We start from the raw sequence: 24202 nt of genomic DNA, 5'->3' as shown, positions 1-24202 counted from the left end.
GGATGGGACTGTAAACAGATCGGTAATTCTGGGTGCGGCACGGGTGCCGGGGGTGCGCGAAACCGCGGCGCCGGGAGGCCGGGGGCCGCAGAGGAAAGCCAGGAAGGCGCAGCCTAGTGGCCGGTCACTCCGAGGGAGGCCAGCAGGGAGCTGCGCATTCGGCCGAGGTCAGCCGAGTTGCGGTCGCGGGGTCGGTCTCCCGGGACCGTGAGGACCTCGGTGATCGTGGCACCGGGTTGATCCCCGTCGGAACCCAGGACGACAATCCGGTCGGCCAGTTGCAGCGCCTCATCGACGTCGTGGGTGACCAGCAATACCGTGGTCGGCTGGGCCTTATGGATGTCGAGCAGGAGGTCCTGCATCTTGATCCGGGTGAGAGCGTCCAGGGCGCCGAACGGTTCGTCGAGGAGGAGGACCCCTGGGTTACGGGCCAGCGCCCGGGCCAGGGAGGCCCGCTGAGCCATTCCGCCGGAGACTTCCCGCGGGCGGTGCTTGGCGAACTGGTCGAGCTCCACCAGCTGCAGGAGCTCGGCAACTTTGGCCTTGCCCTCGCTGGCGCTCGATGCTTTGGGTAGACCGATCGCCACATTGGCCTGAAGGGTGTGCCATGGCAGCAGGCGTGGCTCCTGGAAAGCGACCGCGCAGCGTTCGTCAATGCCGCGGACCTCGGTACCGTCGATCACCACTGAACCGGCGTTGAGGGCGTCCAGGCCTGCTGCGGCCCGCAGGAGGGTGGATTTCCCGCACCCGCTGGGCCCGAGAATGGCAAGGACTTCCCCCGCTGCGACGTCGAAGTTGATGTCGCGGAGGACGGTGCGCCGGTCAGCGGGGGGTCCGAAACTGCGGCCGAGGCCGGTGAACCTCACGTTGAGCGCCTGCTTGGCGGACACGGCGGAACGGGACTTAGGTGTTGCCAGAACGGTCATAGGATTAACTCCATCGATCCTGGCGGTAGCACCCTAATGTCACCGGATTACTTCTGCACTGCTGCTCTGCAAAAGGTCAGCCGGATGGCCAGGGTTGCTGCGGCTTCATCGATCCAGGTCTCTCGGCCGCTCGGGATGGTCAAGCACCACTAAACTCCTGTGCAGGGGTTCACCGCAAGTGTTGACGTAACATTCCGACTGATTGGCAGGCTAGTTCCGCCCGGCGGCCCGCTGCCACCGGTCGATGTCTTCCAGTGCCCGGTCCACGGGGGTGTGCATGGAACAGACGGCCAATCCGCGCCAAACATTCGTTGCGAGTCTCCGGATTCCCCAGGACCGGACCGGCAGACGCTCGGCGGCTGGCATGCTCATCCTGCCGATGTAGGCAAACAGGGCTATCGTGCTGCCGACAATAATGAGAAGGGCCATCAGTGATCTCCCGGTTCCAGCATGTTGCGGTATCCGGTGCTGGGAAGGTAGTCCCCGGCCCAGGGTGCCTCTGACCGGACGGTTGGCGCGTGTCCGGCGCCGTCGCGTAGGACGGCCCGGAAGACCTGTACTGCGGCACCGAATACTGCTATCAAAGCGAGGGCTGCAATTAGTTCCATACCTCGATGGTCTGCCGATTGATCCGAAGAAAACAGTGGCTGAAAAGACCCTAATCGATAATTTTCTGCCATACTGGATGTGTGCTGAAGAACGTGGCAGCGGTGGTCCTTCCAGGGGTGACACCCTTCGAGTTTGGTGTGGTGTGCGAGGTCTTCGGCGAAGACCGCACCGCTGACGGCGTGCCACCCTTTGACTTTCGAATCTGTGCCGAATCCCCTGGAATGGTGCCGACCAGCCTCGGCTTCGCCATGGAGGTTGGGGAAGGCCTCGACCCGGTCGAAGTAGCGGATCTGGTGGTGGTCTGTCCGTACGACGGCGGTTCGCCCGTTCCGCCGGCCGTCATCAGCGCGCTGCGGCAGGCAAACGAAAGAGGCGCCTGGATCCTGTCGGTCTGCAGTGGTGCCTTCCTCCTGGCGGAGGCGGGCCTGCTCGACGGGCGGCGTGCAGCGACCCACTGGAAGCACTCCCAAAGACTCGCCCAGAGCTATCCGGACGTGATCGTCGATGAGGATGTGCTCTACGTCCATGACGGCAACATCATCACCAGCGCCGGATCAGCCGCCGGGGTGGATGCGTGTCTGCACCTGGTGCGTACCGAGTTGGGCAGCAAGGCCGCCAATACGATTGCCCGGGGAATGGTGGTCCCGCCCCACCGTGACGGTGGACAGGCGCAGTATATCGAGCGGCCCTTCCCGGCCGTCAGGTCCGACACGATGGAGCACCTGTTGGTCTGGCTGGCCGATCACCTGGAACAGGACTTACCTGTGAGCGCGCTCGCCGCCCGAATGCACATGTCGGAGCGCACCTTCGCCCGGAGATTCCGGGCCGAAACGGGTGCCACTCCTGCTGCCTGGGTAAATTCCCAACGGCTATTGCGCGCACAGGCGCTCCTGGAGGATACCGAGTTGAGCATTGACGCCGTGGCCACCAAATCCGGGTTCGGGCAGTCGGTCCTGTTGCGCCACCATTTCCACCGGACCCTGGGGATCAGCCCTGCGGGCTACCGCAGAACCTTCAGAGGCAAGCGCGTCCCACAGGCAGCCGTCTCAACCTCAGCCCGACAGATTACAGCGAAAGGCAAAACACCGTGACCCACACCAACGATCCCCAAGTGGTCCGCGAACTCCTCACTACGCCCGGCCGGTGGGCGGTGGTGGGGCTCTCCAACAACCCCCGGCGGGCAGCGGTCGGCGTCTCCCGGTTCCTGATCGACCACCTCGGAATGGAAGTGATCCCGGTCAGCCTCAAGGGCGACGACGTGCATGGCCGCAAGGGGTACCAGCGGCTTGCAGACATCCCCGGAGCGATCGACGTCGTCGACTGTTTTGTGAACTCGTCAAAGGTCGGAGCGGTGGTGGATCAGGCCATCGAGGTGGGTGCGAAGGCCGTGTGGCTGCAGCTCGGGGTCATCGACGAGGCGGCGGCGGAACGGGCCAAGGCGGCAGGACTCGACGTCGTCATGAATACCTGCCCGGCCATCGAGGCGCCGGGGCTGGGGCTCTAACTGATGCGGTGGTCCCGCTACATCCTCTGGTAGCGGGACCTGATCACCATGAACACGCCGTAAGCAATCAGGCCCAGCGCCACGGCGCCGAGGATCCAGGCGCCGTACGGCTGATCCTGCAGGGACTTCAGCGCGCCATCCAGGCCGGTCGATTCTTCAGGATTGTTGTTGATGGTCGCGACAATGAAGAGCAATCCCAGGACAAGCAGTGCCACGCCCTTGGCCACATACCCCGTCATTCCCAGGCGGACGATCGCCTGTCCGGCGCCCTTGCCCGGCAGGCTCTTCAGGTTCTCCTTGAATTTTTTGGTGACCCCGCTGTAAACGAAGTAGCCGCCCACCACCATGACCCCAGCCCCGACCGCCATCAGCAGGACCGAACCTGCTGGGTTGGACATGAGGCTGGCGCTGACACTCTGGGTGCTCTCGCTGCTGTCGCTGCTGCCGCCGGCCGCGTACCTGGCGAAGGTCCCGCCGATCACGCCGTAGGTCACCGCCTTGCCGCCGTTCTTGGCGCGGAACTTCAGCTTGTCGGAATCCTTCAGACCGCGTGCGCCAAAAAACACCTCGCTGAGCATGAACAGTGCCAGGGCGATGGACCCGATGGCACACGCCCACAGGAGGAGCGATCCGCCGGGGCCTTCACCCAGGGCGCTGATCGCTCCGCTCTGGTCGGCGCTCCCCGAGCCACCCATTGCCACCCGAAGAGCGATGACGCCGATCAGGATGTGCAGGAGCCCTGCGGCGATGTAGCCGGCCCTGGCCAGGACCTCAAAGGTTTTGGAGTCCGAGACGTCTTCCGCGGTGTCCTTCGCCTTGCCGGCCTGGCGTTTTGCCTCGCCCATGGTGTGCTCCTGCGGTTGGTTTTCTCCTATCCTGCCATTGATTGCCGGTACGCTCAGCGAATGGACGCCGATGAGCTGCGACAGTTTTGCCTGGGCCTACCAGGAACCTTCGAGGACTTTCCGTTTGGACCGGTCGTCTCGGTGTTCAAAGTCTCCGCGGCGGGCGGTACCGCGAAAATGTTTGCGTTGTCTGACCTGTCGGATCCAGACCTGTCGGTCAGCCTCAAATGTGAGCCCCTGATCGCTGAAGCGCTGAGGGCGGCGCATCCCGAGATCGTGGGCGCCTACCACCTGAACAAGACCCACTGGAATGGCGTCTCGTGCACCGGTGAGCTGTCGGCCGTGATGATCCGCGAGATGATTGAGGATTCGTACGACCTGGTGGTGGCATCCCTGCCGCTACGGGACCGCATAATGCTCGGCTGGAGCAGATGGGCAGCAGATGACGACTCCTGATTTCACCTATGAACCCCAGGGCCTGAGCCAACGCGGAGAGTCACCTGCCGGCTACCGCACGGTCAGCCGGCGGGTCCGGGTCGGGAACGGACATGCCGCCTACGCCCGGCTCGCCGAGGGGATCCTGTCCTGGGAACTGCACAGGGGGGCCGGGTTGAGGGTCTCCCCGGGGCAGGGCCGGGCCGTCGTCGGCCGTGAGGTGGTGCCAGCGTTTGGGATCGGTCCGGTGCGGTTGCCCGCTCCGTGCCGCGTGGTGTGGGTCGAGGAGCCGATCGACAACGACGGCGGACCGCAGCGCGCCGGGTTTGGGTACGGCACGCTGCCGGGTCACCCGGAACGGGGTGAGGAGGCGTTCATCGCCGTACTCGACCCGGATGGTGCAGTGTATTTCGAGGTGTTTGCCTTCAGCCAGCATGCCAACTGGTTCTTCACACTCGGCGCCCCGGTGGCCCGCTTCTTCCAGGAGCTGGTCACCCGCCGGTACCTGTCCACGGCGCAGCGACTCGCCGGTTAGTCCCTCACCCTGAAGGTGCCGGCCCGTGCAGGTTTCCCCACCTTCTGACCCCAACTCCGCGTGTCGCAGTGCAACACGCGGAGTTTCTGGGGATTCCGGACGACAAGGTGGGGAAACCTGCACAGTCACCCGGCCGGGTTAGGCGAAGTGCTCCGGCAGGGTCGCCTCGTGGGCTTTCCGTAGTTCCTCTAGCGGCAGGGTGAAGTGGCCCTGCACGTCCAGGGCGCCGTTCTCCACGTCAACCACACCGATCCGCAGGTGCGGGTAGTTGCGCGCCGTGCACATGTCGTTGAACCGCACCTCTTCGGAGCGGGCGACGCTGACGACGGCGCGACCCTGGCTCTCGGAGAACAGGGCAGTGAACGGGTCGATCCCGTCGCGCTCGCACAGTTCATCGATCCCAATCCGCGCGCCGACGCCGAAGCGCAGCGCCGCCTCGGAGAGTGCAGCCGCGAGGCCACCCTCGGAGAGGTCGTGGGCGGCGTCGATCATGCCGTCCCGGGATGCATTGATCAGGATCGCGGCCAGGGTCTTCTCGGCGGTCAGGTCGGCGGCCGGTGGCTGCCCACCAAGGTGCCCGCGCAGGTTGGCCCACTCCGAGCCGTCCAGCTCGTCCCGGGTGGTGCCCAGCAGGTAGATGGCTTGTCCGTCGTCGCGCCAGCCCGAGGGGGTGCGGCGGGCGACGTCGTCGAACACGCCGAGCACACCGACCACGGGGGTGGGGTGGATGGGCACACCACCCGTCTGGTTGTACAGCGACACGTTGCCGCCGGTAACCGGGACGCCGAGTTCCTGGCAGGCGTCGGCCAGGCCACGCACGGTCTCGGCGAACTGCCACATCACCTCGGGGTCCTCGGGGGAGCCGAAGTTCAGGCAGTCGGTGACTGCCAGCGGCTTCGCGCCGGTGGTGGCAACGTTGCGGTAGGCCTCGGCGAGGGCCAGCCGGGCACCCTCGTAGGGGTTGAGGTAGGAGTAGCGGCCATTCGCGTCAGTGGAGATGGCGACGCCGAGACCGGTTTCCTCATCCACGCGGACCACGCCAGCGTCGTCGGGCATGGCGAGGGCGGTGTTGCCCTGCACAAACCTGTCGTACTGGTTGGTGATCCAGTCCTTGGAGCACATGTTCGGCGAAGCCATCAGCTCAAGGACAGCGGCGCGGAGGGCGTCGCCGTCGGCTGGCCGGTCGCCGTCGAAGGTGTTCTCCTGCAGAGCGTCGAGCCACTCGGGACGGTGGAACGGCCGGTGGTAGACGGGTCCGTCGTGGGCGACGGTGCGAGGGTCGACGTCGACAATCTTCTCGCCGTCCCACTCGATGATGAGCCGGCCCGTGTCGGTGACCTCACCCAGCCACGAGTATTCGACGTTCCACTTGTCCATGATCGCTTCGAACGCGGCGGCGTTGGCCGGGGTGACCACGGCCATCATGCGTTCCTGCGACTCGGACATCAGGATCTCGCCGGGGGTCAGCGACGGATCGCGGAGCAGCACGTCGGTCAGCTCGACGTGCATGCCGCCGTCGCCGTTGGACGCCAGCTCGGAGGTGGCGCAGGAGATTCCGGCGGCACCCAGGTCCTGGATACCTTCCACGACCGAGGCCTTGAACAGCTCGAGGCAGCACTCAATGAGGACCTTCTCGGCAAACGGATCGCCCACCTGGACGGCGGGACGCTTGGACGGCTTGTCGGCGTCGAAGGACTCGGAGGCCAGCACCGAGGCGCCGCCAATGCCGTCGCCACCGGTGCGGGCTCCGAAGAGCACCACCTTGTTGCCGACGCCGGACGCGTTGGCAAGGCGGATGTCCTCGTGGCGCAGGACGCCGACGGCGAGTGCGTTGACCAGCGGGTTGCCCTGGTAGACGGAGTCGAACACCACTTCGCCGCCGATGTTCGGCAGGCCCAGGGAGTTGCCGTAGCCGCCGATGCCGGAGACGATCCCGTGCACCAGCCGCGGGGTGTCCGGGTGGTCGATGGCGCCGAAGCGGAGCGGATCCATGATCGCCACCGGGCGGGCGCCCATCGAGATGATGTCGCGGACGATGCCGCCGACGCCGGTCGCAGCGCCCTGATACGGCTCCACGAAGGAGGGGTGGTTGTGGGACTCCACCTTGAACGTGACCGCCCAGCCGTCCCCGATGTCGACGACGCCGGCGTTTTCGCCGATGCCGACCAGAAGGTGTTCCTTCATGGCGTCGGTGACCTTATAGCCGAACTGCGCCAGGTGCACCTTCGAGGACTTGTAGGAGCAGTGTTCGCTCCACATCACCGAGTACATGGCCAGCTCGGCGGCGGTGGGGCGGCGTCCCAGGATCTCGACGACCCGGTCGAACTCGTTTTCCTTCAGGCCGAGGGCGGCCCAGGGCAGTTCGACGTCGGGGGTCTCAGCGGCGTTGGCCACGGTGTCGATGTTGAACTTGCGGGCCTCGGTGGGCGCGGAGGAGCTATTGATCGTCACTTACTTAACCAGCTTCTTCAGTACAGAGGTGAATATTCCGAGCCCGTCGGTGCCGCCGCGGACACCGACCAGCCCTGCGGCGGAGGAATCCGGGCCAAAACCCGCCTCGACCGCGTGCTCGGGGTGCGGCATCAGGCCCACCACGTTGCCTGCGGCGTTGGAGATTCCGGCAATGTCGCGGCGTGATCCGTTGGGATTGGCGCCGACGTAGCGGAATACCACCCGGCCCTCACCCTCCAACTCGTCGAGGGTGCGCTCGTCGGCGACGAACTGTCCATCCTGGTTCTTCAGGGGGACCACAATCTCGTCTCCGGCCGCGTAGGAAGCGGTCCACGCCGTGTCGGCGTTCTCCACCCGGAGGCGCTGGTCACGGCACAGGAAGTGCAGGTGGTTGTTCTTGATCATCGAACCGGGCAACAGGTGGGCCTCGGTGAGGACCTGGAACCCATTGCAGATGCCCAGGACGGGCAACGCCCGCTCGCCGCCGGACGCGGCAGCGGTGATCTGCTCCATCAGCGGCGCGAAACGCGAGATGGCGCCGGCGCGCAGGTAATCGCCATAGGAGAACCCACCGGGGACGACGACGGCATCCACATCCTGCAGGTCGTGGTCCCCGTGCCAGAGGGGGACGGCGGTGCCGCCGGCGAGGCGGACTGCCCGTGCGGCGTCGCGGTCATCGAGCGAGCCGGGGAAGGTGACAATGCCGACCCGGACGGAGTCCAGGGCCGGAGCGTCGAACGGTGCGTCGGTTTCCAGGGTCACTGCTGGCCCTCGGCGGTGTCGTCGGCGAGGACCTCCACACGGGTGACGTCCTCAATGACCGGGTTCGACAGCAGGGTGCTGGCAGCGGTTCGTGCCTGTTCCAGCAATTCTTCGGTGACCTCCCCGTCAACGGTGAGTTCGAAACGCTTGCCCTGCCGGACTCCGGAGAAACCGGTAAAGCCCAGCCGGGGCAGTGCGCCGGCAATGGCCTTGCCCTGCGGGTCAAGGATCTCGGGTTTGGGCATGACGTCGACAACTATCCGGGGCATCCGGTAACTCCTGGGCTCAAGGTGCGTTAAATGCAGTGGCTTCGGAGGTGCCGTCTCACGCTGAGAAGAGTGGTGAATCCAGCGCTCCGCGAGCTTGCGCTTCCAGTCTAACGGCGATCGCCCGTCACCCGTCATTCGCTGGCACCAGGGCACACGACGCCCCGTTGCTACCGGGCTGCCACCGGACTGTTACTGGACTGTTACTGGACTCCGCCGGGGGTTCCGAGCAGCGGCTCGAACATGGCCCACCGGTCGATGGAGCACCCATTGTCACGAGAGAAGGAGGCGTCCACCGCATTCCCGTTAAGGGTGCCGGTCACGACTGCGGTCTCCGGCCCGCCGTACAGTTGGGTGCACATTGCCCCGGCAGCAGGCTCGTCCATGATCAGGTCACCGTTCGTCGCCAGCACGTCGCAGGCAGCCGACGGATCCGGCAGGGCAGAGTCCCCGACCGGCTCGCCAGCCTCGCACGCGAGTTCGTAGGTGACCGGTTCGGCGCCCTCCCCGGCGGTAATGACGATCGAGAGTTGGGCATCGGCGGCAGCATTGCCAGTGGCTGTGTCCGAGGGATCCGGCGTGGGCTGGCCGGAGGGGGCGGGCGTTTCGCTTTGGGTGGTGGCGGTCGGGGAACCGGTCGCGGTGCCCTGTGCCGTGCCGCCGCTCTCCGCGCCACACCCGGCGAGCACCAGCAGTGCCAGGCCGGAACCCACCAGGAAACTGCTGCGTGAGAGCTGTCGACGTGTCAGGCGGTCGCTGATCATTGAAACTCCTTCACCAGCCGACGGCGACGCTGCCGCGGCTATCGGATGCTGCTCTGAAACTGGAGACGTTCCTTCACCTAGCTCAACGCTGACTCGTTTGTTGCCAGTTCCACGTTTTCCAAAGCGGTACCCAATCGTTGCCGAAGCACCTGGGACTCTTCGGAGAAACCACGCTGGAGCCGGGCGTACTCGGCACGTCCCTCAGGCGTTTCAATACGGATCGGCGCGTACCCCCAGGCTCCCAGGTCATACGGCGAAGCTCGCATGTCCATCGCGCGGATCCGCCAGGCCAGTTCAAAGCAGTCCATCACCAGGTCGCTGGGAAGCAGGGGAGTGAGCTTGTACGCCCACTTGTACAGGTCCATGTTGGCGTGAAGGCAGCCGGGCTGTTCCAGGTCGCGCTGCGTCTCGCGGGTGGGCTGAAGCGTATTGAGGGGTGTCGCCTGCGGGGTGTAGAAGCGGAACGCATCGAAGTGGGTGCACGTGATTCTGCTGTCCTCCACCAGCTGGTCGGTACCAGCAGCACCCAGCCTCAGTTCAAGGTACTCATGGCGGATGCCGTTCACCTGCGACCGGTAGGCCATGGCCCACTCGTGCAACCCAAAGCAACCGAGCTGGGCCCGCCTGGCCTGGGTGCGACGGACGATGATCGCGGCGAAGTCCAGCGCCTCGGCCCGGTCTCGTCGGAACCCCTCGACATCCCCGGTGACGGCGTCGACGTGGTCGGGCAGGGCGAGGGCTGAGCGCTCCGCGGAAGTGATCAGTCGGTAGTGCTTCCAGCTCGCCCGCTCGGCGGCCTCGGGTCCGATCAGGACGACGCCGGCCCCCGGGTGCCAGCGTGCCAGTGGACCCGGTTTCTGGGTGTAGTAGGTGAACAGGAAGTCCTCCACCGGGTGCTTCTTCCCCGCCGCGCGCCGCTCCAGGTAGGGCCGGGCAAACGGCTCCACCCGGTCTCGGTGTGCTGCCGCGGCAGCCAGCCAGTCCCCACGCTGGAGCACCGTCAGGGTGGGAGCGCGGGTGGGCGCCGTCGCGCTGATGGGTGGACTGATCACCCACCCAGTGTCTCACCGCGGCCTCCCATGGGTCCAAGGAGGTCACAGGAAGTGGGACGCGCTCCCGGGGCATCAATCGGGAGGACAATGGGAAGAACGGCACCACTTTGCCGATCAGGACGCGTGGAAGGAACGAGATGGCTAATCCAAGTTTTGTGCAACGGTTCATGAAGGCGACCGGCCGCGCGCGGGCCGTTTTCGGTCCCGCGCAGAGCAGCTCGCTGGATCATCCGATGACCCGCGAGAACCAGGCGTTGCTGAAGGACCGGGAAGCTGACGCGTCGCGGTGGGAAACTGTGAAGCGCCCCGACGGTAGCACCTACATCGTGCCGAAGAGCTAGCCGGCCGCCGCAGGACCGCTGAGGCGTGGTGCCCCGTCACCCGTGAGGCGGGCTGCCTCCACCGATCGTCCAGAGACCGCGAGGAGCAGGTCGATACCGTCGGCCTCGACGGTGTCCCCCTCGCCCCACCAGGCGCCGGTGTCCCGATTAACCAGCCGAAGATTCTGGACACGTTCCCGCCCTCCGCCGTAGGAGACACTGGTCTTCAGCTGGTAGGCGAGGGCGGTGGCGACAGCGTCGTGAGGATACGTTGCCGAGATGCCGAGGGGCGGCGGATATCTTCACCGTGCACGAAGGCTTCGACCAGCCGGGTCGCCAGGTTCGCTGGCGGTGTCCGGGTGAGTGGTGCGTCGCGGCGGAGCGCCGCCAGCGTGTCCCTCGGGTCGGAGTGTTTAGCCCGGGCGATGCCGATCTCATTCAGCCGGTCGAAGTCCATTCGCGCCGCCAGCAGGCCTCTGATGAAGGACGCCCGTCCGGTGCGGGCCGTATCCACCAGGTGTGCCAGGACATCGTGGACATCCCAGCCAGGACAAAGCGACGGGGTCAGCCATGTGGTGCCACTCACCAATGACAGATCCTCAGCCAGTTTGTGCCTCTCGGCGTGGACCGTCGGCCAGATGTCCGCCGCTGAGTTCCGCATGGGTGATCCTTTGGGTGGGTGCCGTTGTCCGTCCTCCCGATTCTGGCGCATTCGGGCCGGGAAGTGAAAGAAGGACCCCGCCAGCGGCGGCGCCTTTTCCATGTTCCGGCAGTAAAATTATCCCCAGGCGCATCGCATAGGAAGAAGGCGGTTCGAATGAGTAATCCCACGAAGCGGTCCCCCCGGAAGTGGCTGAAAAACCCGGCCAAGGTGTTCATGGGTCCCGCGGAACGCAGTGATCCCACCCTTCCGGTAGTCCACCGGCACGACGAGTTTGAGCAGGCCTCGGAAGCCGACCTCGCCGGGTTTGAGGTGGAGGAGGATTCCGAGGGGCATCACTACGCGGTGCGGAAAGAGCACCCGCCGGTCCGCCCGCCGGAACCCCCGATGAAATACACGGACTACACCGGCAAGAAGGTCCTACACACCGAGGACTAGCGCCCGGTCCCCGCATGGACCGTGGCTACCGACTCGCCGTCGAGGTCAAACGCGGCGTGCACCGCGCGGACTGCGCGGTCCAGCAGGTCCGCGTCGGTCACCACCGAGATGCGGATCTCTGACGTCGAGATCATGTCGATGTTCACTCCCGCATCGGAGAGGGCTTTGAAGAACCGGTAGGAGACGCCCGGGTTGGAGCGCATGCCAGCGCCAATCAGCGAGAGCTTTCCGATCTTTTCGTTGTAGTCGACGCTCTCGTATCCCACCCGTTCCTGCGCGGCCTTCAGCGCGGCCAGGGCATCTGAGCCCTCAACGATCGGCAGGGTAAACGAGATGTCAGTGCGCCCGGAACCGTGAGTCGAAACGTTTTGCACGATCATGTCGATGTTGGAGTGGGCGCCCGCGACGATACCGAAAATCTCGGCGGCCTTGCCCGGGATGTCGGGGACACCCACCACTGTGACCTTCGCTTCCGAACGGTCATGGGCCACGCCCGAGATGATGGGTTGTTCCATGGGATCTCCCTCTTGAATTTTGATCTGGTCGTCAGGGCTGGGAAGCACCCAGGTGCCCACGTGGTCACTGAACGATGAGCGCACGTGCAGCCGAACCCCGAACCGCCGCGCATACTCCACGCTGCGCAGGTGCAGGATCTTCGCACCCGAGGCAGCCATTTCGAGCATCTCCTCGCTGGAGATCTCCTCGATTTTCTTTGCGCTCGGGACGACGCGCGGGTCTGCGGTGTAGACGCCGTCGACGTCGGTGTAGATCTCGCACACGTCAGCTCCCAGTGCCGCGGCGAGGGCAACCGCCGTCGTATCGGAACCGCCCCGCCCGAGTGTGGTGATGTCGTTGCTTTCCCGGCTCATGCCCTGGAATCCGGCGACAATCGCGACGTCGCCGCGGTCGATCGCTGTCCTGATCCGATGGGGTGAAACGGAGATGATGCGGGCACGGCCGTGGATCGCGTCGGTGATCATGCCAGCCTGGCTGCCGGTGAACGATTGGGCCGACGCACCCAGCCCGTGGATCCCCATCGCGAGCAGGGCCATCGAGATGCGTTCGCCGGCGCTCAGGAGCATGTCCATTTCGCGGGGATTCGCGACGGCGTCGTTAGAAACCTGGGCAGCAAGGTCGAGGAGCTCATCGGTGCTGTCACCCATCGCCGATACCACCACCACTACCTGGTGGCCGGCGCGCTGGGTCTGGACAACACGTTGCGCGACACGCTTGATTCCGGCGGCATCCCCAACTGAGGAGCCACCAAACTTCTGGACGATCAGGCTCATGCACACGCTCGCTGACGGATGTTGGGGGTTAGCCGTGCGACATCACTGGCGCCTCGGTAGACGGTCCAAGTTTAGCCCCGCGGGTTTTGCGGCAGTCAATTGCGCGTCCGATTGTTCCGCCGATGTCCCCGGGGTGTGACGCAAGTCGCATAGGGTTCAACTATGAACAACGAGTATGGGGGAATCGTTGCCACGGGAATCGCACGGAGCTTCGGCACCGTCGCGGCGATCAGGCATATTGACTTTGCGGCGCCGCCCGGGGAGGTGACGGCACTGATCGGGCCCAACGGGTCGGGTAAAACCACTCTGCTTCTGATCCTGGCATCCCTGCTGGCGCCCGACACGGGAACCTTGACGGTCGGTGGGGTGGACCCCCTGCGAGATGCTGCGGCCGTGAGGCGCACCGTCGGTTGGATGCCGGACACCCTGGGGGTCTGGGAATCCCTGACAGCTACGGAAATCCTGACCACGATGGGCTCCCTCTACGGGATGCCGTCGGACCGGCGCCGGGAGCGGGCCGCCGAGCTGCTGGCCGCGGTCCGGCTGGAGGAGTTCGCTGACAAACCCGCACGGGTGCTCTCCCGCGGGCAACAGCAACGGCTGAGTCTTGCCCGTGCATTGATTCACGATCCGGCGGTGCTACTGCTGGACGAGCCCGCGTCAGGGCTGGACCCGGGATCGAGGGTGGAGCTTCGCGCCACCCTGCGCTCCCTGGCGGACCAGGGGAAGACGGTGGTGGTGTCCAGCCATGTGCTCTCCGAACTGGACGAGATCGCGGATCGTGCAGTGTTCATCAACCGGGGTGAATCGGTCAAAAACCAGACCCTTGATGAGGCCGGCACCCAAATTCGCCGCTACTACATCCAGGCTGACCCGATGGAGCCGCTGGCGGAGGCGCTCACCAGCCACGGCGTGACGTTCGAGGTGCGGGGGGACTCCCGCCGTGCCGAGTATCAGGTGATGATGAGCAGCACCGACCAGGCGGCCTGGCTGCTTCGCACTCTGGTCCTGGCCGACGTCGCGATCACCGCCTTCGCCCCAGCTGGCGGCGCCCTCGAAGAAACCTACATGAGCCTTGATACGGACAGACAATGAGCACCTCAACGACTGAGCAGCCGGGCTCAACCGGCGCGTCGACCGACCTCACCCTCTCCTATTGGAACGGGGTGAAAGCAGTGTTCGGCCTTGAAATGCGTCAACGGTTGCGGGCCCGGGCCTGGTACATCATGCTCGTCATCTGGTTCTTCGTCATTGGGCTGGTGTTCCTGTTGGCGTCGGTCACCACCGCGGCCACCGAGGGCTCGGGCGCCATTCTCTTTGACCTGGTGGTGGGATTCGTCCTGTTCTTCGGTTTGCTGGTGGCGCCGGGCCTGTCAGCCAACGCCGTGAACGGTGACCGCGCTGCGGGGACCCTCGCCATCCTGCAGATCACACTCCTCACCCCGGGGCAGATCCTCTGGGGTAAATGGCTGGCCTCCTGGGTGGCGTCGCTGGCCTTCCTCCTAGTCAGCTCACCGTTCATCTTCTGGGCGCTGGCACTGGGTGGGGTGAACCCGGCGGAGGCCTTCACCTCGCTGCTGATGCTCAGCGTGGAACTGGGGATCGTGTCGGCGATCGGCATCGGCATCTCCGCCCTCGCCAACCGGCCGCTGTTCTCGATTGTCACCACCTACATGGTGGTGGCCCTGCTCGGCATCGGCACCCTGATCACCTTTGGACTTAGCTACGCTCTGGTCGACGAGGAGAATGTGGAGGTGACGTACTCCTATCTGGACTACCCACCGGGCACCGACTTTTCTGCACCGATCCCGGCGTCCGTCGAGTTGGAATGCGTCACCCGCACCCAACTCCAGACCGTGCACCACACCGATCGGACCACCTGGCTGCTGGCCGCCAACCCGTTCGTGATCGTGGCCGACTCGGTGCCGTACTCCCGCGGCGGTGACTTCGGGCAGGTGTCCCAACCGGCTAACCCGGACGTGTATGTCCAGCCCGGCATCATGGAGGGCATCAGTGTGGGGGTCCGCCTGTTGCAGGCGGGGCCTGACTACGAGACCACCTGTGAGGAAGCGCAGGGTTTTGGCCGGGACCTACCGGACGATAGTTTCCCGATCTGGCCTCTCGGTCTCGTACTGCAGTCTGCGCTCGCCGGGGGTCTGCTGTGGTTGGGACGTGGAAAGCTTGCCACCCCGGCCAGGCGGCTCGCCCAGGGAACCCGGATCGCCTGAGCGGTTCGCTGGGATTCATCCCACGAATAGTACTGTTCCGGTGAGCAACCTGGACTGGAGGTGTGAACCTGGACATCCGTGAGCGGAAGGTTGCGCACCGATGTCCAGGTTCCTCACCGGATCAGGAAACGGTCCTGCGTCCTTCGAAGGCCCGGCCGAGCGTCACTTCATCGGCGTACTCAAGGTCGCCGCCGACGGGTAGCCCCGAGGCAAGGCGGGTCACTTTGATCCCGATGGTCTTGAGCATCCGGGCGAGGTAGGTCGCGGTTGCCTCCCCCTCCAGATTGGGGTCGGTGGCGATGATAATCTCTTCGATCTTGTCATCGGAGAGCCTGCTGAGCAGTTCGCGGATGCGGAGCTGGTCCGGCCCAATCCCGGCGATGGGGTTGATGGCTCCGCCGAGCACGTGATAGCGACCCCTGAACGATCGGGTGCGTTCAACGGCGATCACATCCTTGGATTCCTCGACAACGCAGATTGCCGTCGGGTCCCGGCGTGGGTCACGACAGATGCCGCAGGTGTCCTGCTCGGCGACGTTGCCGCAGACAGTGCAGAATTTGACGCGCTCCTTCACAGTGACGATGGCTGTGACAAGGCGTTTGATATCTTCGCTGTCGCCTTCGAGGATGTAGAACGCCAGTCGTTGCGCGGATTTGGGTCCTACTCCGGGGAGCCGGCCCAGTTCGTCAATGAGCTCCTGGACTGCGCCTTCGTACACTGAACCTTCTTCTGGTTGCTGGTTTGCTGAGGAGGAGAGCTAGGGGCTGTCGACGCCGCGTTCCTCAATCAGCCTGCCATTGAGGATGCGTTCGATTGCCGAACGGCCCACCAACCCAGACTCTTCGATGGTGACATCGTCGGCGCTGGGCTCGTCCTCAATGTAGGTCAAGTCTACGGCGCCCTTTCGGGGATTTGCCGCTTCCTCTTCCTGCCGTTTTCGCTCGGCTTCATCGAGCAGCCGCTGGTAGCGGCTGAGCGGTTTGGCTGCGGACGGTGCAGCCTCCGGCGACGGGGACGGTGGCCGCTGCGCGGGCGGCGTGACTTCCGGGCGCTGTCCCGGATCCGCTTGGCGTGGAGGTGCACTGTCCTGCGGCGCGGCGGCGGGCGGTCTGGCAGGTGCCGGCTGAGGCGATTCGGGCGCCCAGGTCTCGGCTTCGGACGGCTCTGGTGTCTGCCAGGCTGTGCTTTCCGGCCCAAGGTCGTACTCATCGGAGGGCGGTTCCACCGAGGCCCACGAATCGTCCGGCTGGGGAGCGGTCCGGGCAGGCCGGGTACCTCCACGCGCATCCGATCCGTCGCGTGGACCCGGTGCTTTGTGTGCGGCTGGACTCCGGGCGGGGGACTGGTTCCCGGCAGCGGCGGGGCCCGTGTTCCACCGGGTGGTGGGGGCGTGCCCCGCCGTCGTCGACGCTGCGGACGGCCGCCGCGTCGGCTGCACGGTTTCCGGTACGGGTGCAGGGGAGACAGCTGCCGGGGTGGCAGGTGTTGCTGCTGACGGGACCTGGCCTACCGTGGCGGGCTCGGAAGTTTCCGGTGTCACGGTAGCGGGTGACGTGGCCGAGGGGGCTGGCCACGCCGGGCTGGTCCCGGGTCGTGCCGTCGCCGCAGCGACGGGCGCCGGGTTCGCCGGGGACGTGTCCGGTGAGGTCCGCGGAGCCGTGACCGAGGGTGGCTCGGTTGAACGCGTGTCCGGGGACACCGCTGCGGGTCGCGGGGTCGCGGCGACGGGCTCGACGCGACGCGTTTCGGGTGTTGAGCTGCTGTGCGGCTCCGTCGGCGCCTGCCGACTAGTGGGTACTTTTGGGTTTGGCTCACCCGCTGCCGCCGCGCCGTCGTGCACCACTTCAATGGTGACGTCGAGAGCCAGGATCTTGTGGATGGCCTGCTTCACGTTATCCATGTGGGGGCCGCGCTGGAAGGCGATGGCGTTCCCCTGGGTGGCGAAGGCAAGCAGCAGCTGGTTGCCGTTCATGGTGCGTGGCTTGGCGTCGGGGTTGACGTTGAGCCAGGTGGTGCGTTTGATCCTGGCCAGCTCGTCCATGATTTCGGGCCAGGCCCGCCTGATCATCTCCACCTGAGGCGCACCCGCGGTGGTGGGCGCGGGAGCAGGCTCCGCCTGGGCTGGCATCGACGTCTCCGGCGAGGGAGTGGCCGGGCCAGCTGGTGCTGACACTGCGGAAACGGGTGCGGACTCCCTGAAGGTGGACTCGTCGGGCCACGCCGCGTCGTCCGGAACCGGACGCACCGTGTTCTGGGCCGGGGCGGCGTCGACCGCGTCCGCTGCGGGGGGCGCGATACGCTCCTGGGGTGCTGCGCCAGCATCCGGGGCAGCTGCCGCCGGGGCACCCTGAGCAGAACCAGGCTGAGCAGAACCAAACTGACCAGATCCAGACTGGGCAGGAACACCTTTCTCAGGGGTGCCACGCTCAGGAATAGCCTGATCACCCGTACCACCGCCCTGCGTTTGTGCGGGCGCTGTCGGCGCGACGGGTGCCGCTGCGGGCACGGCGTCGGACCCGGCGTACTGCAGGCGACGCTCAATCCGGTCCACCCTGGCCAGTGTTCCCCGTTCGGTTTCATCGGCGGCTGGCAGCAGGATCCGCGCGCAGAGCAGTTCAAGGTGAAGGCGCGGCGAGGTGGCGCCGGTCATTTCAGTCAGCGCCGTGTTGGTGATGTCAGCGGCGCGGGACAGTTCACCGCGTCCCATCTGGTTGGCCTGGGTCCGCATGCGGTTCAGCTGGTCATCCGGGGTGCCGCGGAGGATCGCGGCGGCACTGTCTGGAACCGCGTTCACGATGATCAGGTCACGGAACCGTTCCAGCAGGTCCTCGACGAACCGGCGGGGGTCGTGTCCGGTCTGGATGACCCGGTCGACGGCGCTGAACACGGTGCCGGCGTCTCCTGCTGCGAAGGCGTCGACGACGTCGTCGAGCAGCGAAGCGTGGGTGTACCCGAGGAGGGACACGGCCAGTTCATAGTCGAGACCATCGGGGCCGGCGCCGGCCATCAGCTGGTCCAGGACCGATAGGGAATCGCGCACTGATCCGCCGCCAGCGCGAATCACCAGCGAGAGGACCCCTGGGGCAACCGGGATTCCTTCCTGGGTGCAGAGCAGATCCAGGTATCCCATCAACGGCTCGGGCGGCACCAGCCGGAACGGGTAGTGGTGGGTGCGGGACCGGATGGTGCCGATCACCTTGTCGGGTTCGGTGGTGGCGAAGATGAACTTGATGTGCTCGGGCGGCTCCTCAACGATCTTCAGGAGCGCGTTGAAGCCCGCCGAGGTGACCATGTGGGCCTCGTCAATAATGAAGATTTTGTAGCGGTCACGGACGGGAGCGAACGTGGCACGCTCGCGGAGATCCCTGGCGTCGTCGACACCACCGTGGCTGGCGGCATCAATCTCGATGACATCGAGGCTGCCGGATCCGCCCCGGGCCAACTCCACGCAACTGTCGCAGACACCGCACGGGACGGGGGTGGGGCCCTGCGCACAGTTCAGGCAGCGGGCGAGAATGCGGGCGGAGGTGGTCTTTCCGCAGCCGCGGGGGCCGGAGAACAGGTAGGCGTGATTGACCCGGCCCTTCTCGATGGCAGCCATGAGGGGCTCGGTGACGTGCTCCTGGCCGATAACATCCGCGAAGGCTTCCGGGCGGTATCGGCGGTAAAGGGCTGTGCTCACAGAAGAACCCTATCGGTTGGTGGTGACGTAGTGCAGTGGCGGAATCAGGACAGCTCGCCGGGTTGGACCACCCAGGCTTCCCGCGGCAACCCTGCGGGATCAAACGCCTCAAGCGCTCCTGCCAGCGTACCCTCAGGGAGGCCCGCCGAGCGAAGGATCAGGTCCCTCACCCGGTCCGGGCCCAGACCCTTCCCGGCGAGTGATTCAAGGGTGACGGCACCGTCCCGTTTGGCCAGGCGCTGTCCGTCCTGGTTCAGGGCGAGCGGAACGTGGGCATACCGGGGTGGGGCCAACCCCAGCAGACCCGCCAGATAGGCCTGCCGCGGGGTGGAACTCAGCAGGTCATCGCCGCGGACCACCTGGTCGACACCCTGCGCGGCGTCGTCGACGACCACCGCCAGGTTGTAGGCGGGCACCCCGTCGCTGCGAACGATGACGAGGTCATCCACCGGACCGGTGTACGCACCGTGCAGCTGATCCTCGACCGTCCAGCTGGTGACCCCTGATCGCAGCCGCAGCGCCGGCGGTCGGTCGTGCGGCAGGTCCCGGTCCGCCTTCGACAGGGTACGGCAGGTGCCCGGGTAAGAGCCGGGGAGGGAATGGGGTGCGGTGGCGGCCTCGGCAATGTCGCGGCGGGTGCAGTAGCACTCGTACAGCAGGCCGGCCTCCCGAAGCGAGTCAATCGCCTCCTGGTAGAGGGGGAGACGGTCGCTCTGGCGGGCAGGTTCGTGGTCCCAGTCGATCCCGACGGCGGCAAGCTCGGCGAGCTGGGCGGCCTCGGCTCCGGCGCGGGAACGGTCCAGGTCTTCGATCCTCACCAGGAACTCCCGGGAGGTGCTGCGCGCAAACAGCCAGGCCAGCATGGCGGTGCGGAGGTTTCCCACATGCAGTTCGCCGGAGGGGCTCGGGGCGAAGCGGCCGGCGCCAGGGCTGTTCATCGGTGCTCCTGCTGCGTCAGGGAATGAGAAGACCCCCCATGCACCTGCCAGAGCCCGCTTACCCTTGCTACCTTCCGGTCCTGGGGGAGTTCACAGGGTGACACCACATGAGGGGCCGGGAAATAGTCTACAGGAATCCCGGGACCGGTTTCGAACCGCTGGGATCGTCAGTCATAGTGGTGGAAGACAGGCCAGATGGCGGCCCAGGAACCGAGCGGGGAGCGGCAGAGGGCGAGCGGCTGGCCCTGTTCCTCGGAGTCGACGCCCAACCCGTGATCGAGTGTCCCCACGTGCTCGCAGGAGGCAAAGTAGGCGGACACCCGCTCCACCTGACCGCCCACGATCACCGCCGTGTCGGCGCTTTCGGGCGGTATCCGGTCGAAGTGCAGCTGGTTGTGGCCGCTGTAGGGGCCGGGGAGGCCCAGGTCCGCGCCGTACCGGGCCACGGCGCCCGCCTCGCCATAATTGCTGGTGATGATCACGGCGCTTTCCCTCTCCCCGGCGGGTAGGGAGAGATAGGCGGAGGCCACCTGCTGCGTGTACTCCGGCCACCCCACCTGATCGGCCGCGAGCTGGTTGAGCGCCGGAATGGGGCTGGCCCCCAGCGTCCGGACGGGCAGGAGCGGGAGCGCGATCACCGCCGACACCACCGCATTTAGTGCGACGGCGCCCGCCAGGACCGGTCGCAGTTTCCGACCCGACCGGTCAACGTACTCCACCACTGGAATACATCCGGCGGCGAACAACACCGCCAGCAGCCCGAAGGGGTAGTAGACCTGCGAACCGGCCAGAAAGGTCAGCACCAGGAGCACGGGGAGGGCCGCTGCCAGGAACCGGACGGCCCGCCACTGCGGGCGGCGGACCAGCGCCACCACCCCGGCCACCCAGACCAGCACCAGCGGCGGCCCGAGCAGCAGCAGTAGGAATGGCCACATAAGGATTCTCACTTCTCCGGCGTTGTTCTCCGCCAGAGCGGCACCCATGGCCAGCTGCGGCCAACCGTTCGCCGCCTGATAGATCAGGTTGGGTGCGCCAATCGCCAGTGCGATCACAGCGGCCGAGATTGCCGCGCGGGAGACCAGCACCCTGCGCGGCCCCACCAGCAACAGACCGACGACCAGCGAGGCCAGCAACCCGGCCACTAGCAACTTGTTGTACATGCTGAGCCCGACGACGACGCCGGTGAGCAGCCACCAGCGTTTTTCGTCCCGGAGGACTGCCATGATCACCAGCAGGCACACGGCCGGCCAGACCAGCAGGTCGAGTGACGAGGTCAGCATCACGTGCCCCATCAGCAGTGGGGTGGCGGCGAAGGCGTAGGCCCAGGCGGACAGCGTCTGAGCGGCGCGGTTCCCGCCGAGTTCTCTGGTGATACCAGCGACCACCAGCACCGAGGCGCTCGCCGCCACGGTCGAAGGGATCCGGATAGCCCAGGGTTCGTCGGCCACGACCGAGCTGAAGAGTTGCACCAGCAGCGGGGTCAGGGGCGGCTGGTCCACGTATCCCCAGGCGGGCTCCAGCATCCGGAAATAGAGTTCGTCCCGGTGAAAGCCGTAGGGGGCACTGAAGAGGGTGAGGGCGACGGCGAGGGCTGCCGCCGCTGACCAGACCGGCCCCAGCGCCAACCGGTGCCGGCCCGGACGCGTGTCATCCATGCACAGAGTATGGGGCTCCTGCACCCTCCGGGCCAAGGGCTAGTGAGGGGTTTTCGACAGGGTCACAGGGCCGCGATTCGTTAGATCGTTCCCCAGTGGGTATTCTGGTATCTGCTCCAAACTAGGAGGATTCGCCTAGCGGCCTATGGCGCACGCCTGGAACGCGTGTTGGGTTAACGCCCTCGGGGGTTCAAATCCCCCATCCTCCGCACATGTGAGTTGCACCAAAGAAACACCCCCAGCTTCGGCCGGGGGTGTTTTTTGTTGTTCACCCATCGAGTTTCCCACCGGTGGGCGGCGATCGGTGGGCATGTCTAGACAATCCCACTCATGGCGGGCGTTCGGTGGGAAAAAGCGCGGCCTCACGCCCCTGGCTGGGGCGGATTCGCCTCGGCCGCGGTGCCCCGCAGCCGGTCCAGGCGGCGCTTGGCGGCGGCCTCGCTTGGACCTTCGGGGCCGAGCCCTAGCCGTACAACGAACATCACCAGCCGGGTCGCGGTGCGTACCGGGAGGGGAATGGGACCCAGCGAGGGGACACGGAGGCCCAGCAGCTTCCGATGCCTGGGCTCAAGCGTGGCCACCGCGCCTGCAAACAGCACCTGGTACCCGAACCGCTGCGACATCGGCAACGGCGGTCGCTTGATGTAGCGGAGGGCTTCGGTGACCTGCGGGCCGCAGACCAGCTGGTCATCGAAGGCTGCCAGCTGGGCGGCGAGTTCCGCCGCCGAGGTGGGAGGATCGGTCACACCCATCAGCCGGCCCGCCTGGGCCCACTCGGACACATACCCGTCGGCTCCGCCCGGGATCGGCGGACCATACGCCAGATGGGAGGCGAGGAACGCATCGGTGAAGGCAAGGTGCACCCAGCGCAGCAGATCGGGGGAACCCGCGGAGTAGGGCTGGGTAGCCCCCTGGCTGTCGATGTAGGTTCCGGTAACCCGCTGGTGCAGGCGCTGCACCCAGGCCGAGCCGCCCTTGGCTGCCTCCGCGGACCCGTACGTGACGGTGAAGATCCACTGGATGGTTCCCGCCAACCGGCCGAGCGGGTCCTCGCGGTACCGGGAGAAGTCATGGACTCCCGCCATGGCCCCCGGGTGAAGGGCCTGCAGTAGCAGGGCCCGGATCCCGCCGACCAGCGGGGTCATCGAACCGTGCACCGCCCAGGCCGCCGACGACGGCGGAAAGTACCCGACGTCGTCGCCCTCGTCCAGTTTCTCCGCCCAGGACGGAGGCACCTCGGAGTTGCCGGTGAACGTCTTGCGGAGCTGCGTCCGCCAGCTGTCGAGGGAACGGTTGAGCCAGGTGTTCTTCAGTGAGGCCACCCCTCATTATCGCCCAGGCCCATCCGCCGGCTGTTACTGTACGAATGCTTTGCAGACGACTACCGGGAGTAACCATGCCTTCAACTAATCTTCACTCAATCCCTCTGACCATGAACGACGGCACCGAGAAGTCGTTCGGCGACTTTTCGGGGAAGACGGTCATGGTGGTCAACGTTGCGTCGAAGTGCGGCTACACCCCGCAGTACGGTGGCCTGGAGAACCTGTACCAGAAGTACCGGGACCAGGGATTTGTGGTGGTCGGGGTGCCCTGCAACCAGTTCATGAGCCAGGAGCCCGGCACCGACGAGGACATTCAGGCTTTCTGCTCCACCACCTACGACGTCACGTTCCCGCTGACCAAAAAGGCCGACGTGCGCGGGAAGAACCAGCACCCCCTGTACTCGGAGCTGACCAAGTTCAAGAACGGTGTGCTGCCCGGGCTGGTGAAGTGGAACTTCGAGAAGTTCCTGGTGAACGGTCAGGGCTCGGTGGTGGCGCGCTTCGCTCCCACAGTGGAACCCGAATCGGCCGAGGTGGTCGCGGCAATCGAAGAGACCCTCGCCAAGACTTCCTAACGACCGGTTGGCTCGCCGCTGACGGCCCGCAGGGACTGCACGCAGCCGGCGAGGAAAGCGGCGCCAGCGTCGTCGTTGGTCAACTGCCCCTCGGTGAGCACTGGGTACGGCTTCTCCGGGACGCCGTCGGCCGGGCGGACATCCACGTGAGCGACGTCGTAGCCGTGCTCGTGGAGGTAGTCCGCCATCGCATAGTCGGTGCGCGAATCGCCGACGGTCCGCCAGCGTGCCGGGATGGCGGTGCCCAGCAGGCCTAGGGCACGCTCGGCGCCGAGATCCTTCCCCAGCCGGACGGACTCGATGTCGGTGGAGATGATGGTCGGGTCGATCCGGAAGTCGATGTTATCGTCGCTGTCCGGGGCGTGGTGGGCCAGCCGGCAGACACCCATTCCGAACGAGCGCATCAGGGCCAGCGCGTCGGCGTCGAACCCGGCCTGTTTCGCCAGATAGTCGGTGTTGTCCACCTCGATGTGCTGTTCCACGGACACCATCGCGTACTTGGTCTCATCGAAGAACATGTGGCCCGAGTACTTCTCGGCCACCAGGTCGCGGATCCCTGCGCCGAACTCCCGCGGCAGGGCAAGCGTCTCATCCACGTGCAGTTCCCCCGCCCCGGACTGGTCGAAGCTGAACCAGACGCCACCCTTTTCACAGATGGCGTGGAACACCACACCCTCGGGGATGCCGGCCGCGAGCATGGGGGCCATGACCTCGCTGCGGATGAACGTATCGGAGCGGCCAGTGTTGAAGATGACCGGCCATCCGGCGGCGGCAAGGGTCAGGAGATCGTCGATGATGGCGGGCCGCACGGTCCGCGACACGGGGCTCGCGACAGGTCCGTCAACATCGAGCAGGAGTCCGGTGGGTCGGTGAGCATCTCTATCGAACATAGGTCAATTCTCCATGTTTTTTACAAGGTGTCGAAGCCAGAATCGTTCGGTGACA

At 66.0% G+C, this 24202-nt stretch carries 26 protein-coding genes, 1 tRNA gene and 1 other RNA gene; 10 read left to right on the top strand and 18 right to left on the bottom strand.

All coding sequences use genetic code 11. From position 1 onward, the window contains the following. Positions 1-113: 113 nt before the first annotated feature. From HMI58_RS00430 to HMI58_RS00420, 3 genes are all read right to left on the bottom strand, one after another. On the bottom strand, positions 114-926 hold the full coding sequence (locus HMI58_RS00430) for an ABC transporter ATP-binding protein (RefSeq protein ID WP_171586235.1): 813 nt from the start codon (positions 924-926) through the stop codon (positions 114-116). Positions 927-1136: 210 nt separating this feature from the next. Beyond that, on the bottom strand, positions 1137-1355 hold the full coding sequence (locus tag HMI58_RS00425; protein WP_171617778.1) for a hypothetical protein: 219 nt from the start codon (positions 1353-1355) through the stop codon (positions 1137-1139). Further along, positions 1355-1534, bottom strand: a complete 180-nt coding sequence (locus HMI58_RS00420) for a hypothetical protein (RefSeq protein ID WP_171586107.1) — start codon at positions 1532-1534, stop codon at positions 1355-1357. Before HMI58_RS00420 ends, HMI58_RS00425 begins: the two co-directional genes overlap by 1 nt. 81 nt (positions 1535-1615) lie before the next feature. Between HMI58_RS00420 and HMI58_RS00415 the strand changes: the two genes are divergently transcribed. After that, complete coding sequence (locus HMI58_RS00415; RefSeq protein ID WP_171617777.1) at positions 1616-2626, top strand: helix-turn-helix domain-containing protein; 1011 nt, start codon at positions 1616-1618, stop codon at positions 2624-2626. Further along, positions 2623-3039 (top strand): CoA-binding protein, encoded by a 417-nt coding sequence (locus tag HMI58_RS00410; RefSeq protein WP_171586232.1) that lies wholly within the window; start codon positions 2623-2625, stop codon positions 3037-3039. The genes HMI58_RS00415 and HMI58_RS00410 overlap by 4 nt, the downstream gene beginning before the upstream one ends. A 17-nt stretch (positions 3040-3056) precedes the next feature. On the opposite strand, the gene HMI58_RS00405 is transcribed toward HMI58_RS00410, so the two are convergent. After that, entirely contained in the window at positions 3057-3884 is an 828-nt protein-coding gene (locus HMI58_RS00405; RefSeq protein ID WP_171617776.1) for a DUF1206 domain-containing protein, read from the bottom strand. Between the two features lie 60 nt (positions 3885-3944). Here HMI58_RS00405 and HMI58_RS00400 point away from each other — a divergent pair, with 60 nt between their 5' ends. Then, a complete protein-coding gene (locus HMI58_RS00400; RefSeq protein WP_171586230.1) occupies positions 3945-4340 on the top strand; it encodes an MmcQ/YjbR family DNA-binding protein in 396 nt (131 codons plus the stop codon). Further along, positions 4327-4854 carry a DUF1990 domain-containing protein gene (locus tag HMI58_RS00395; RefSeq protein ID WP_171617775.1) on the top strand — a complete coding sequence of 176 codons (528 nt, stop codon included), beginning with the start codon at positions 4327-4329 and terminating at the stop codon, positions 4852-4854. Before HMI58_RS00400 ends, HMI58_RS00395 begins: the two co-directional genes overlap by 14 nt. A 138-nt stretch (positions 4855-4992) precedes the next feature. Here HMI58_RS00395 and purL read toward each other — a convergent pair whose 3' ends face one another. The 5 genes from purL to HMI58_RS00370 all read right to left on the bottom strand — a co-directional run bounded on the left by purL (position 4993) and on the right by HMI58_RS00370 (position 10101). Further along, the gene (gene purL, locus HMI58_RS00390; RefSeq protein WP_171617774.1) at positions 4993-7305 is read right to left on the bottom strand and encodes a phosphoribosylformylglycinamidine synthase subunit PurL; all 2313 of its coding nucleotides are present in this window, start codon (positions 7303-7305) and stop codon (positions 4993-4995) included. Next, a complete protein-coding gene (purQ, locus tag HMI58_RS00385; protein ID WP_318779094.1) occupies positions 7306-8067 on the bottom strand; it encodes a phosphoribosylformylglycinamidine synthase subunit PurQ in 762 nt (253 codons plus the stop codon). Continuing rightward, entirely contained in the window at positions 8064-8336 is a 273-nt protein-coding gene (gene purS / locus HMI58_RS00380; protein ID WP_171586227.1) for a phosphoribosylformylglycinamidine synthase subunit PurS, read from the bottom strand. The genes purQ and purS overlap by 4 nt, the downstream gene beginning before the upstream one ends. Positions 8337-8536: 200 nt before the next feature. Next, on the bottom strand, positions 8537-9097 hold the full coding sequence (locus HMI58_RS00375) for a hypothetical protein (protein ID WP_171617773.1): 561 nt from the start codon (positions 9095-9097) through the stop codon (positions 8537-8539). Between the two features lie 77 nt (positions 9098-9174). Continuing rightward, positions 9175-10101: a 3-methyladenine DNA glycosylase gene (locus HMI58_RS00370; protein ID WP_171617987.1), complete on the bottom strand. Its 927-nt coding sequence runs from the start codon at positions 10099-10101 to the stop codon at positions 9175-9177. Between the two features lie 185 nt (positions 10102-10286). Between HMI58_RS00370 and HMI58_RS00365 the strand changes: the two genes are divergently transcribed. Then, complete coding sequence (locus HMI58_RS00365) at positions 10287-10490, top strand: hypothetical protein (RefSeq protein WP_171617772.1); 204 nt, start codon at positions 10287-10289, stop codon at positions 10488-10490. A 205-nt stretch (positions 10491-10695) separates the two neighbouring features. Here HMI58_RS00365 and HMI58_RS00360 read toward each other — a convergent pair whose 3' ends face one another. Further along, a complete protein-coding gene (locus HMI58_RS00360) occupies positions 10696-11130 on the bottom strand; it encodes a maleylpyruvate isomerase family mycothiol-dependent enzyme (RefSeq protein WP_225667807.1) in 435 nt (144 codons plus the stop codon). 216 nt (positions 11131-11346) lie between these two features. Here HMI58_RS00360 and HMI58_RS00355 point away from each other — a divergent pair, with 216 nt between their 5' ends. After that, positions 11347-11568, top strand: coding sequence for a hypothetical protein (locus HMI58_RS00355; protein ID WP_225667826.1), 222 nt, complete (start codon positions 11347-11349; stop codon positions 11566-11568). On the opposite strand, the gene HMI58_RS00350 is transcribed toward HMI58_RS00355, so the two are convergent. Further along, complete coding sequence (locus HMI58_RS00350; RefSeq protein ID WP_171586223.1) at positions 11565-12857, bottom strand: aspartate kinase; 1293 nt, start codon at positions 12855-12857, stop codon at positions 11565-11567. The two genes, HMI58_RS00355 and HMI58_RS00350, sit on opposite strands and share 4 nt — an antisense overlap. Positions 12858-13019: 162 nt before the next feature. On the opposite strand from HMI58_RS00350, the gene HMI58_RS00345 reads away from it, so the two are divergent. Together HMI58_RS00345 and HMI58_RS00340 are read left to right on the top strand one after the other, a co-directional pair. Beyond that, positions 13020-13952 (top strand): ABC transporter ATP-binding protein, encoded by a 933-nt coding sequence (locus tag HMI58_RS00345; protein ID WP_171617771.1) that lies wholly within the window; start codon positions 13020-13022, stop codon positions 13950-13952. Continuing rightward, positions 13949-15085: an ABC transporter permease gene (locus HMI58_RS00340; RefSeq protein ID WP_171617770.1), complete on the top strand. Its 1137-nt coding sequence runs from the start codon at positions 13949-13951 to the stop codon at positions 15083-15085. Before HMI58_RS00345 ends, HMI58_RS00340 begins: the two co-directional genes overlap by 4 nt. A gap of 121 nt (positions 15086-15206) precedes the next feature. Here the strand turns inward: HMI58_RS00340 and recR are convergent, their stop codons facing one another. The 5 genes from recR to HMI58_RS00315 all read right to left on the bottom strand — a co-directional run bounded on the left by recR (position 15207) and on the right by HMI58_RS00315 (position 21360). Beyond that, positions 15207-15803, bottom strand: a complete 597-nt coding sequence (gene recR / locus HMI58_RS00335) for a recombination mediator RecR (protein ID WP_171586220.1) — start codon at positions 15801-15803, stop codon at positions 15207-15209. A 39-nt stretch (positions 15804-15842) separates the two neighbouring features. Continuing rightward, a complete protein-coding gene (locus HMI58_RS00330; protein WP_171617769.1) occupies positions 15843-18767 on the bottom strand; it encodes a DNA polymerase III subunit gamma and tau in 2925 nt (974 codons plus the stop codon). A gap of 44 nt (positions 18768-18811) precedes the next feature. Next, complete coding sequence (gene gluQRS / locus HMI58_RS00325) at positions 18812-19705, bottom strand: tRNA glutamyl-Q(34) synthetase GluQRS (protein ID WP_171617768.1); 894 nt, start codon at positions 19703-19705, stop codon at positions 18812-18814. A 24-nt stretch (positions 19706-19729) separates the two neighbouring features. Beyond that, positions 19730-19825, bottom strand: an RNA gene (gene ffs, locus HMI58_RS00320) — signal recognition particle sRNA small type. A 47-nt stretch (positions 19826-19872) separates the two neighbouring features. After that, positions 19873-21360, bottom strand: a complete 1488-nt coding sequence (locus HMI58_RS00315; RefSeq protein ID WP_171617767.1) for a glycosyltransferase family 39 protein — start codon at positions 21358-21360, stop codon at positions 19873-19875. 124 nt (positions 21361-21484) lie between these two features. On the opposite strand from HMI58_RS00315, the gene HMI58_RS00310 reads away from it, so the two are divergent. Beyond that, positions 21485-21569 (top strand) — tRNA-Ser (locus HMI58_RS00310). Between the two features lie 153 nt (positions 21570-21722). On the opposite strand, the gene HMI58_RS00305 is transcribed toward HMI58_RS00310, so the two are convergent. Further along, the gene (locus HMI58_RS00305; RefSeq protein ID WP_171617766.1) at positions 21723-22682 is read right to left on the bottom strand and encodes an oxygenase MpaB family protein; all 960 of its coding nucleotides are present in this window, start codon (positions 22680-22682) and stop codon (positions 21723-21725) included. A gap of 74 nt (positions 22683-22756) precedes the next feature. On the opposite strand from HMI58_RS00305, the gene HMI58_RS00300 reads away from it, so the two are divergent. Then, positions 22757-23257, top strand: a complete 501-nt coding sequence (locus tag HMI58_RS00300; RefSeq protein ID WP_171617765.1) for a glutathione peroxidase — start codon at positions 22757-22759, stop codon at positions 23255-23257. Here HMI58_RS00300 and HMI58_RS00295 read toward each other — a convergent pair. After that, complete coding sequence (locus HMI58_RS00295; protein ID WP_171617764.1) at positions 23254-24147, bottom strand: hypothetical protein; 894 nt, start codon at positions 24145-24147, stop codon at positions 23254-23256. The two genes, HMI58_RS00300 and HMI58_RS00295, sit on opposite strands and share 4 nt — an antisense overlap. Between the last annotated feature and the right edge of the window lie 55 nt (positions 24148-24202).

It is taken from the genome of Arthrobacter sp. 147(2020) (genome assembly GCF_013116715.1).
GTDB lineage: Bacteria > Actinomycetota > Actinomycetes > Actinomycetales > Micrococcaceae > Arthrobacter_D.
This window is presented reverse-complemented; position numbering and strand designations above follow the sequence as displayed.

What these genes read in the sequence shown, in the direction of transcription:
- HMI58_RS00430 (WP_171586235.1), bottom strand. Translation starts at nt 926, where the DNA reads ATGACCGTTCTGGCAACACCTAAGTCCCGTTCCGCCGTGTCCGCCAAG.
- HMI58_RS00425 (WP_171617778.1), bottom strand. Translation starts at nt 1,355, where the DNA reads ATGGCCCTTCTCATTATTGTCGGCAGCACGATAGCCCTGTTTGCCTAC.
- HMI58_RS00420 (WP_171586107.1), bottom strand. Translation starts at nt 1,534, where the DNA reads ATGGAACTAATTGCAGCCCTCGCTTTGATAGCAGTATTCGGTGCCGCA.
- HMI58_RS00405 (WP_171617776.1), bottom strand. Translation starts at nt 3,884, where the DNA reads ATGGGCGAGGCAAAACGCCAGGCCGGCAAGGCGAAGGACACCGCGGAA.
- HMI58_RS00400 (WP_171586230.1), top strand. Translation starts at nt 3,945, where the DNA reads ATGGACGCCGATGAGCTGCGACAGTTTTGCCTGGGCCTACCAGGAACC.
- HMI58_RS00395 (WP_171617775.1), top strand. Translation starts at nt 4,327, where the DNA reads ATGACGACTCCTGATTTCACCTATGAACCCCAGGGCCTGAGCCAACGC.
- purS (WP_171586227.1), bottom strand. Translation starts at nt 8,336, where the DNA reads ATGCCCCGGATAGTTGTCGACGTCATGCCCAAACCCGAGATCCTTGAC.
- HMI58_RS00375 (WP_171617773.1), bottom strand. Translation starts at nt 9,097, where the DNA reads ATGATCAGCGACCGCCTGACACGTCGACAGCTCTCACGCAGCAGTTTC.
- HMI58_RS00365 (WP_171617772.1), top strand. Translation starts at nt 10,287, where the DNA reads ATGGCTAATCCAAGTTTTGTGCAACGGTTCATGAAGGCGACCGGCCGC.
- HMI58_RS00360 (WP_225667807.1), bottom strand. Translation starts at nt 11,130, where the DNA reads ATGCGGAACTCAGCGGCGGACATCTGGCCGACGGTCCACGCCGAGAGG.
- HMI58_RS00355 (WP_225667826.1), top strand. Translation starts at nt 11,347, where the DNA reads ATGGGTCCCGCGGAACGCAGTGATCCCACCCTTCCGGTAGTCCACCGG.
- HMI58_RS00350 (WP_171586223.1), bottom strand. Translation starts at nt 12,857, where the DNA reads ATGAGCCTGATCGTCCAGAAGTTTGGTGGCTCCTCAGTTGGGGATGCC.
- HMI58_RS00345 (WP_171617771.1), top strand. Translation starts at nt 13,020, where the DNA reads ATGAACAACGAGTATGGGGGAATCGTTGCCACGGGAATCGCACGGAGC.
- HMI58_RS00340 (WP_171617770.1), top strand. Translation starts at nt 13,949, where the DNA reads ATGAGCACCTCAACGACTGAGCAGCCGGGCTCAACCGGCGCGTCGACC.
- gluQRS (WP_171617768.1), bottom strand. Translation starts at nt 19,705, where the DNA reads ATGAACAGCCCTGGCGCCGGCCGCTTCGCCCCGAGCCCCTCCGGCGAA.
- HMI58_RS00315 (WP_171617767.1), bottom strand. Translation starts at nt 21,360, where the DNA reads ATGGATGACACGCGTCCGGGCCGGCACCGGTTGGCGCTGGGGCCGGTC.
- HMI58_RS00300 (WP_171617765.1), top strand. Translation starts at nt 22,757, where the DNA reads ATGCCTTCAACTAATCTTCACTCAATCCCTCTGACCATGAACGACGGC.
- HMI58_RS00295 (WP_171617764.1), bottom strand. Translation starts at nt 24,147, where the DNA reads ATGTTCGATAGAGATGCTCACCGACCCACCGGACTCCTGCTCGATGTT.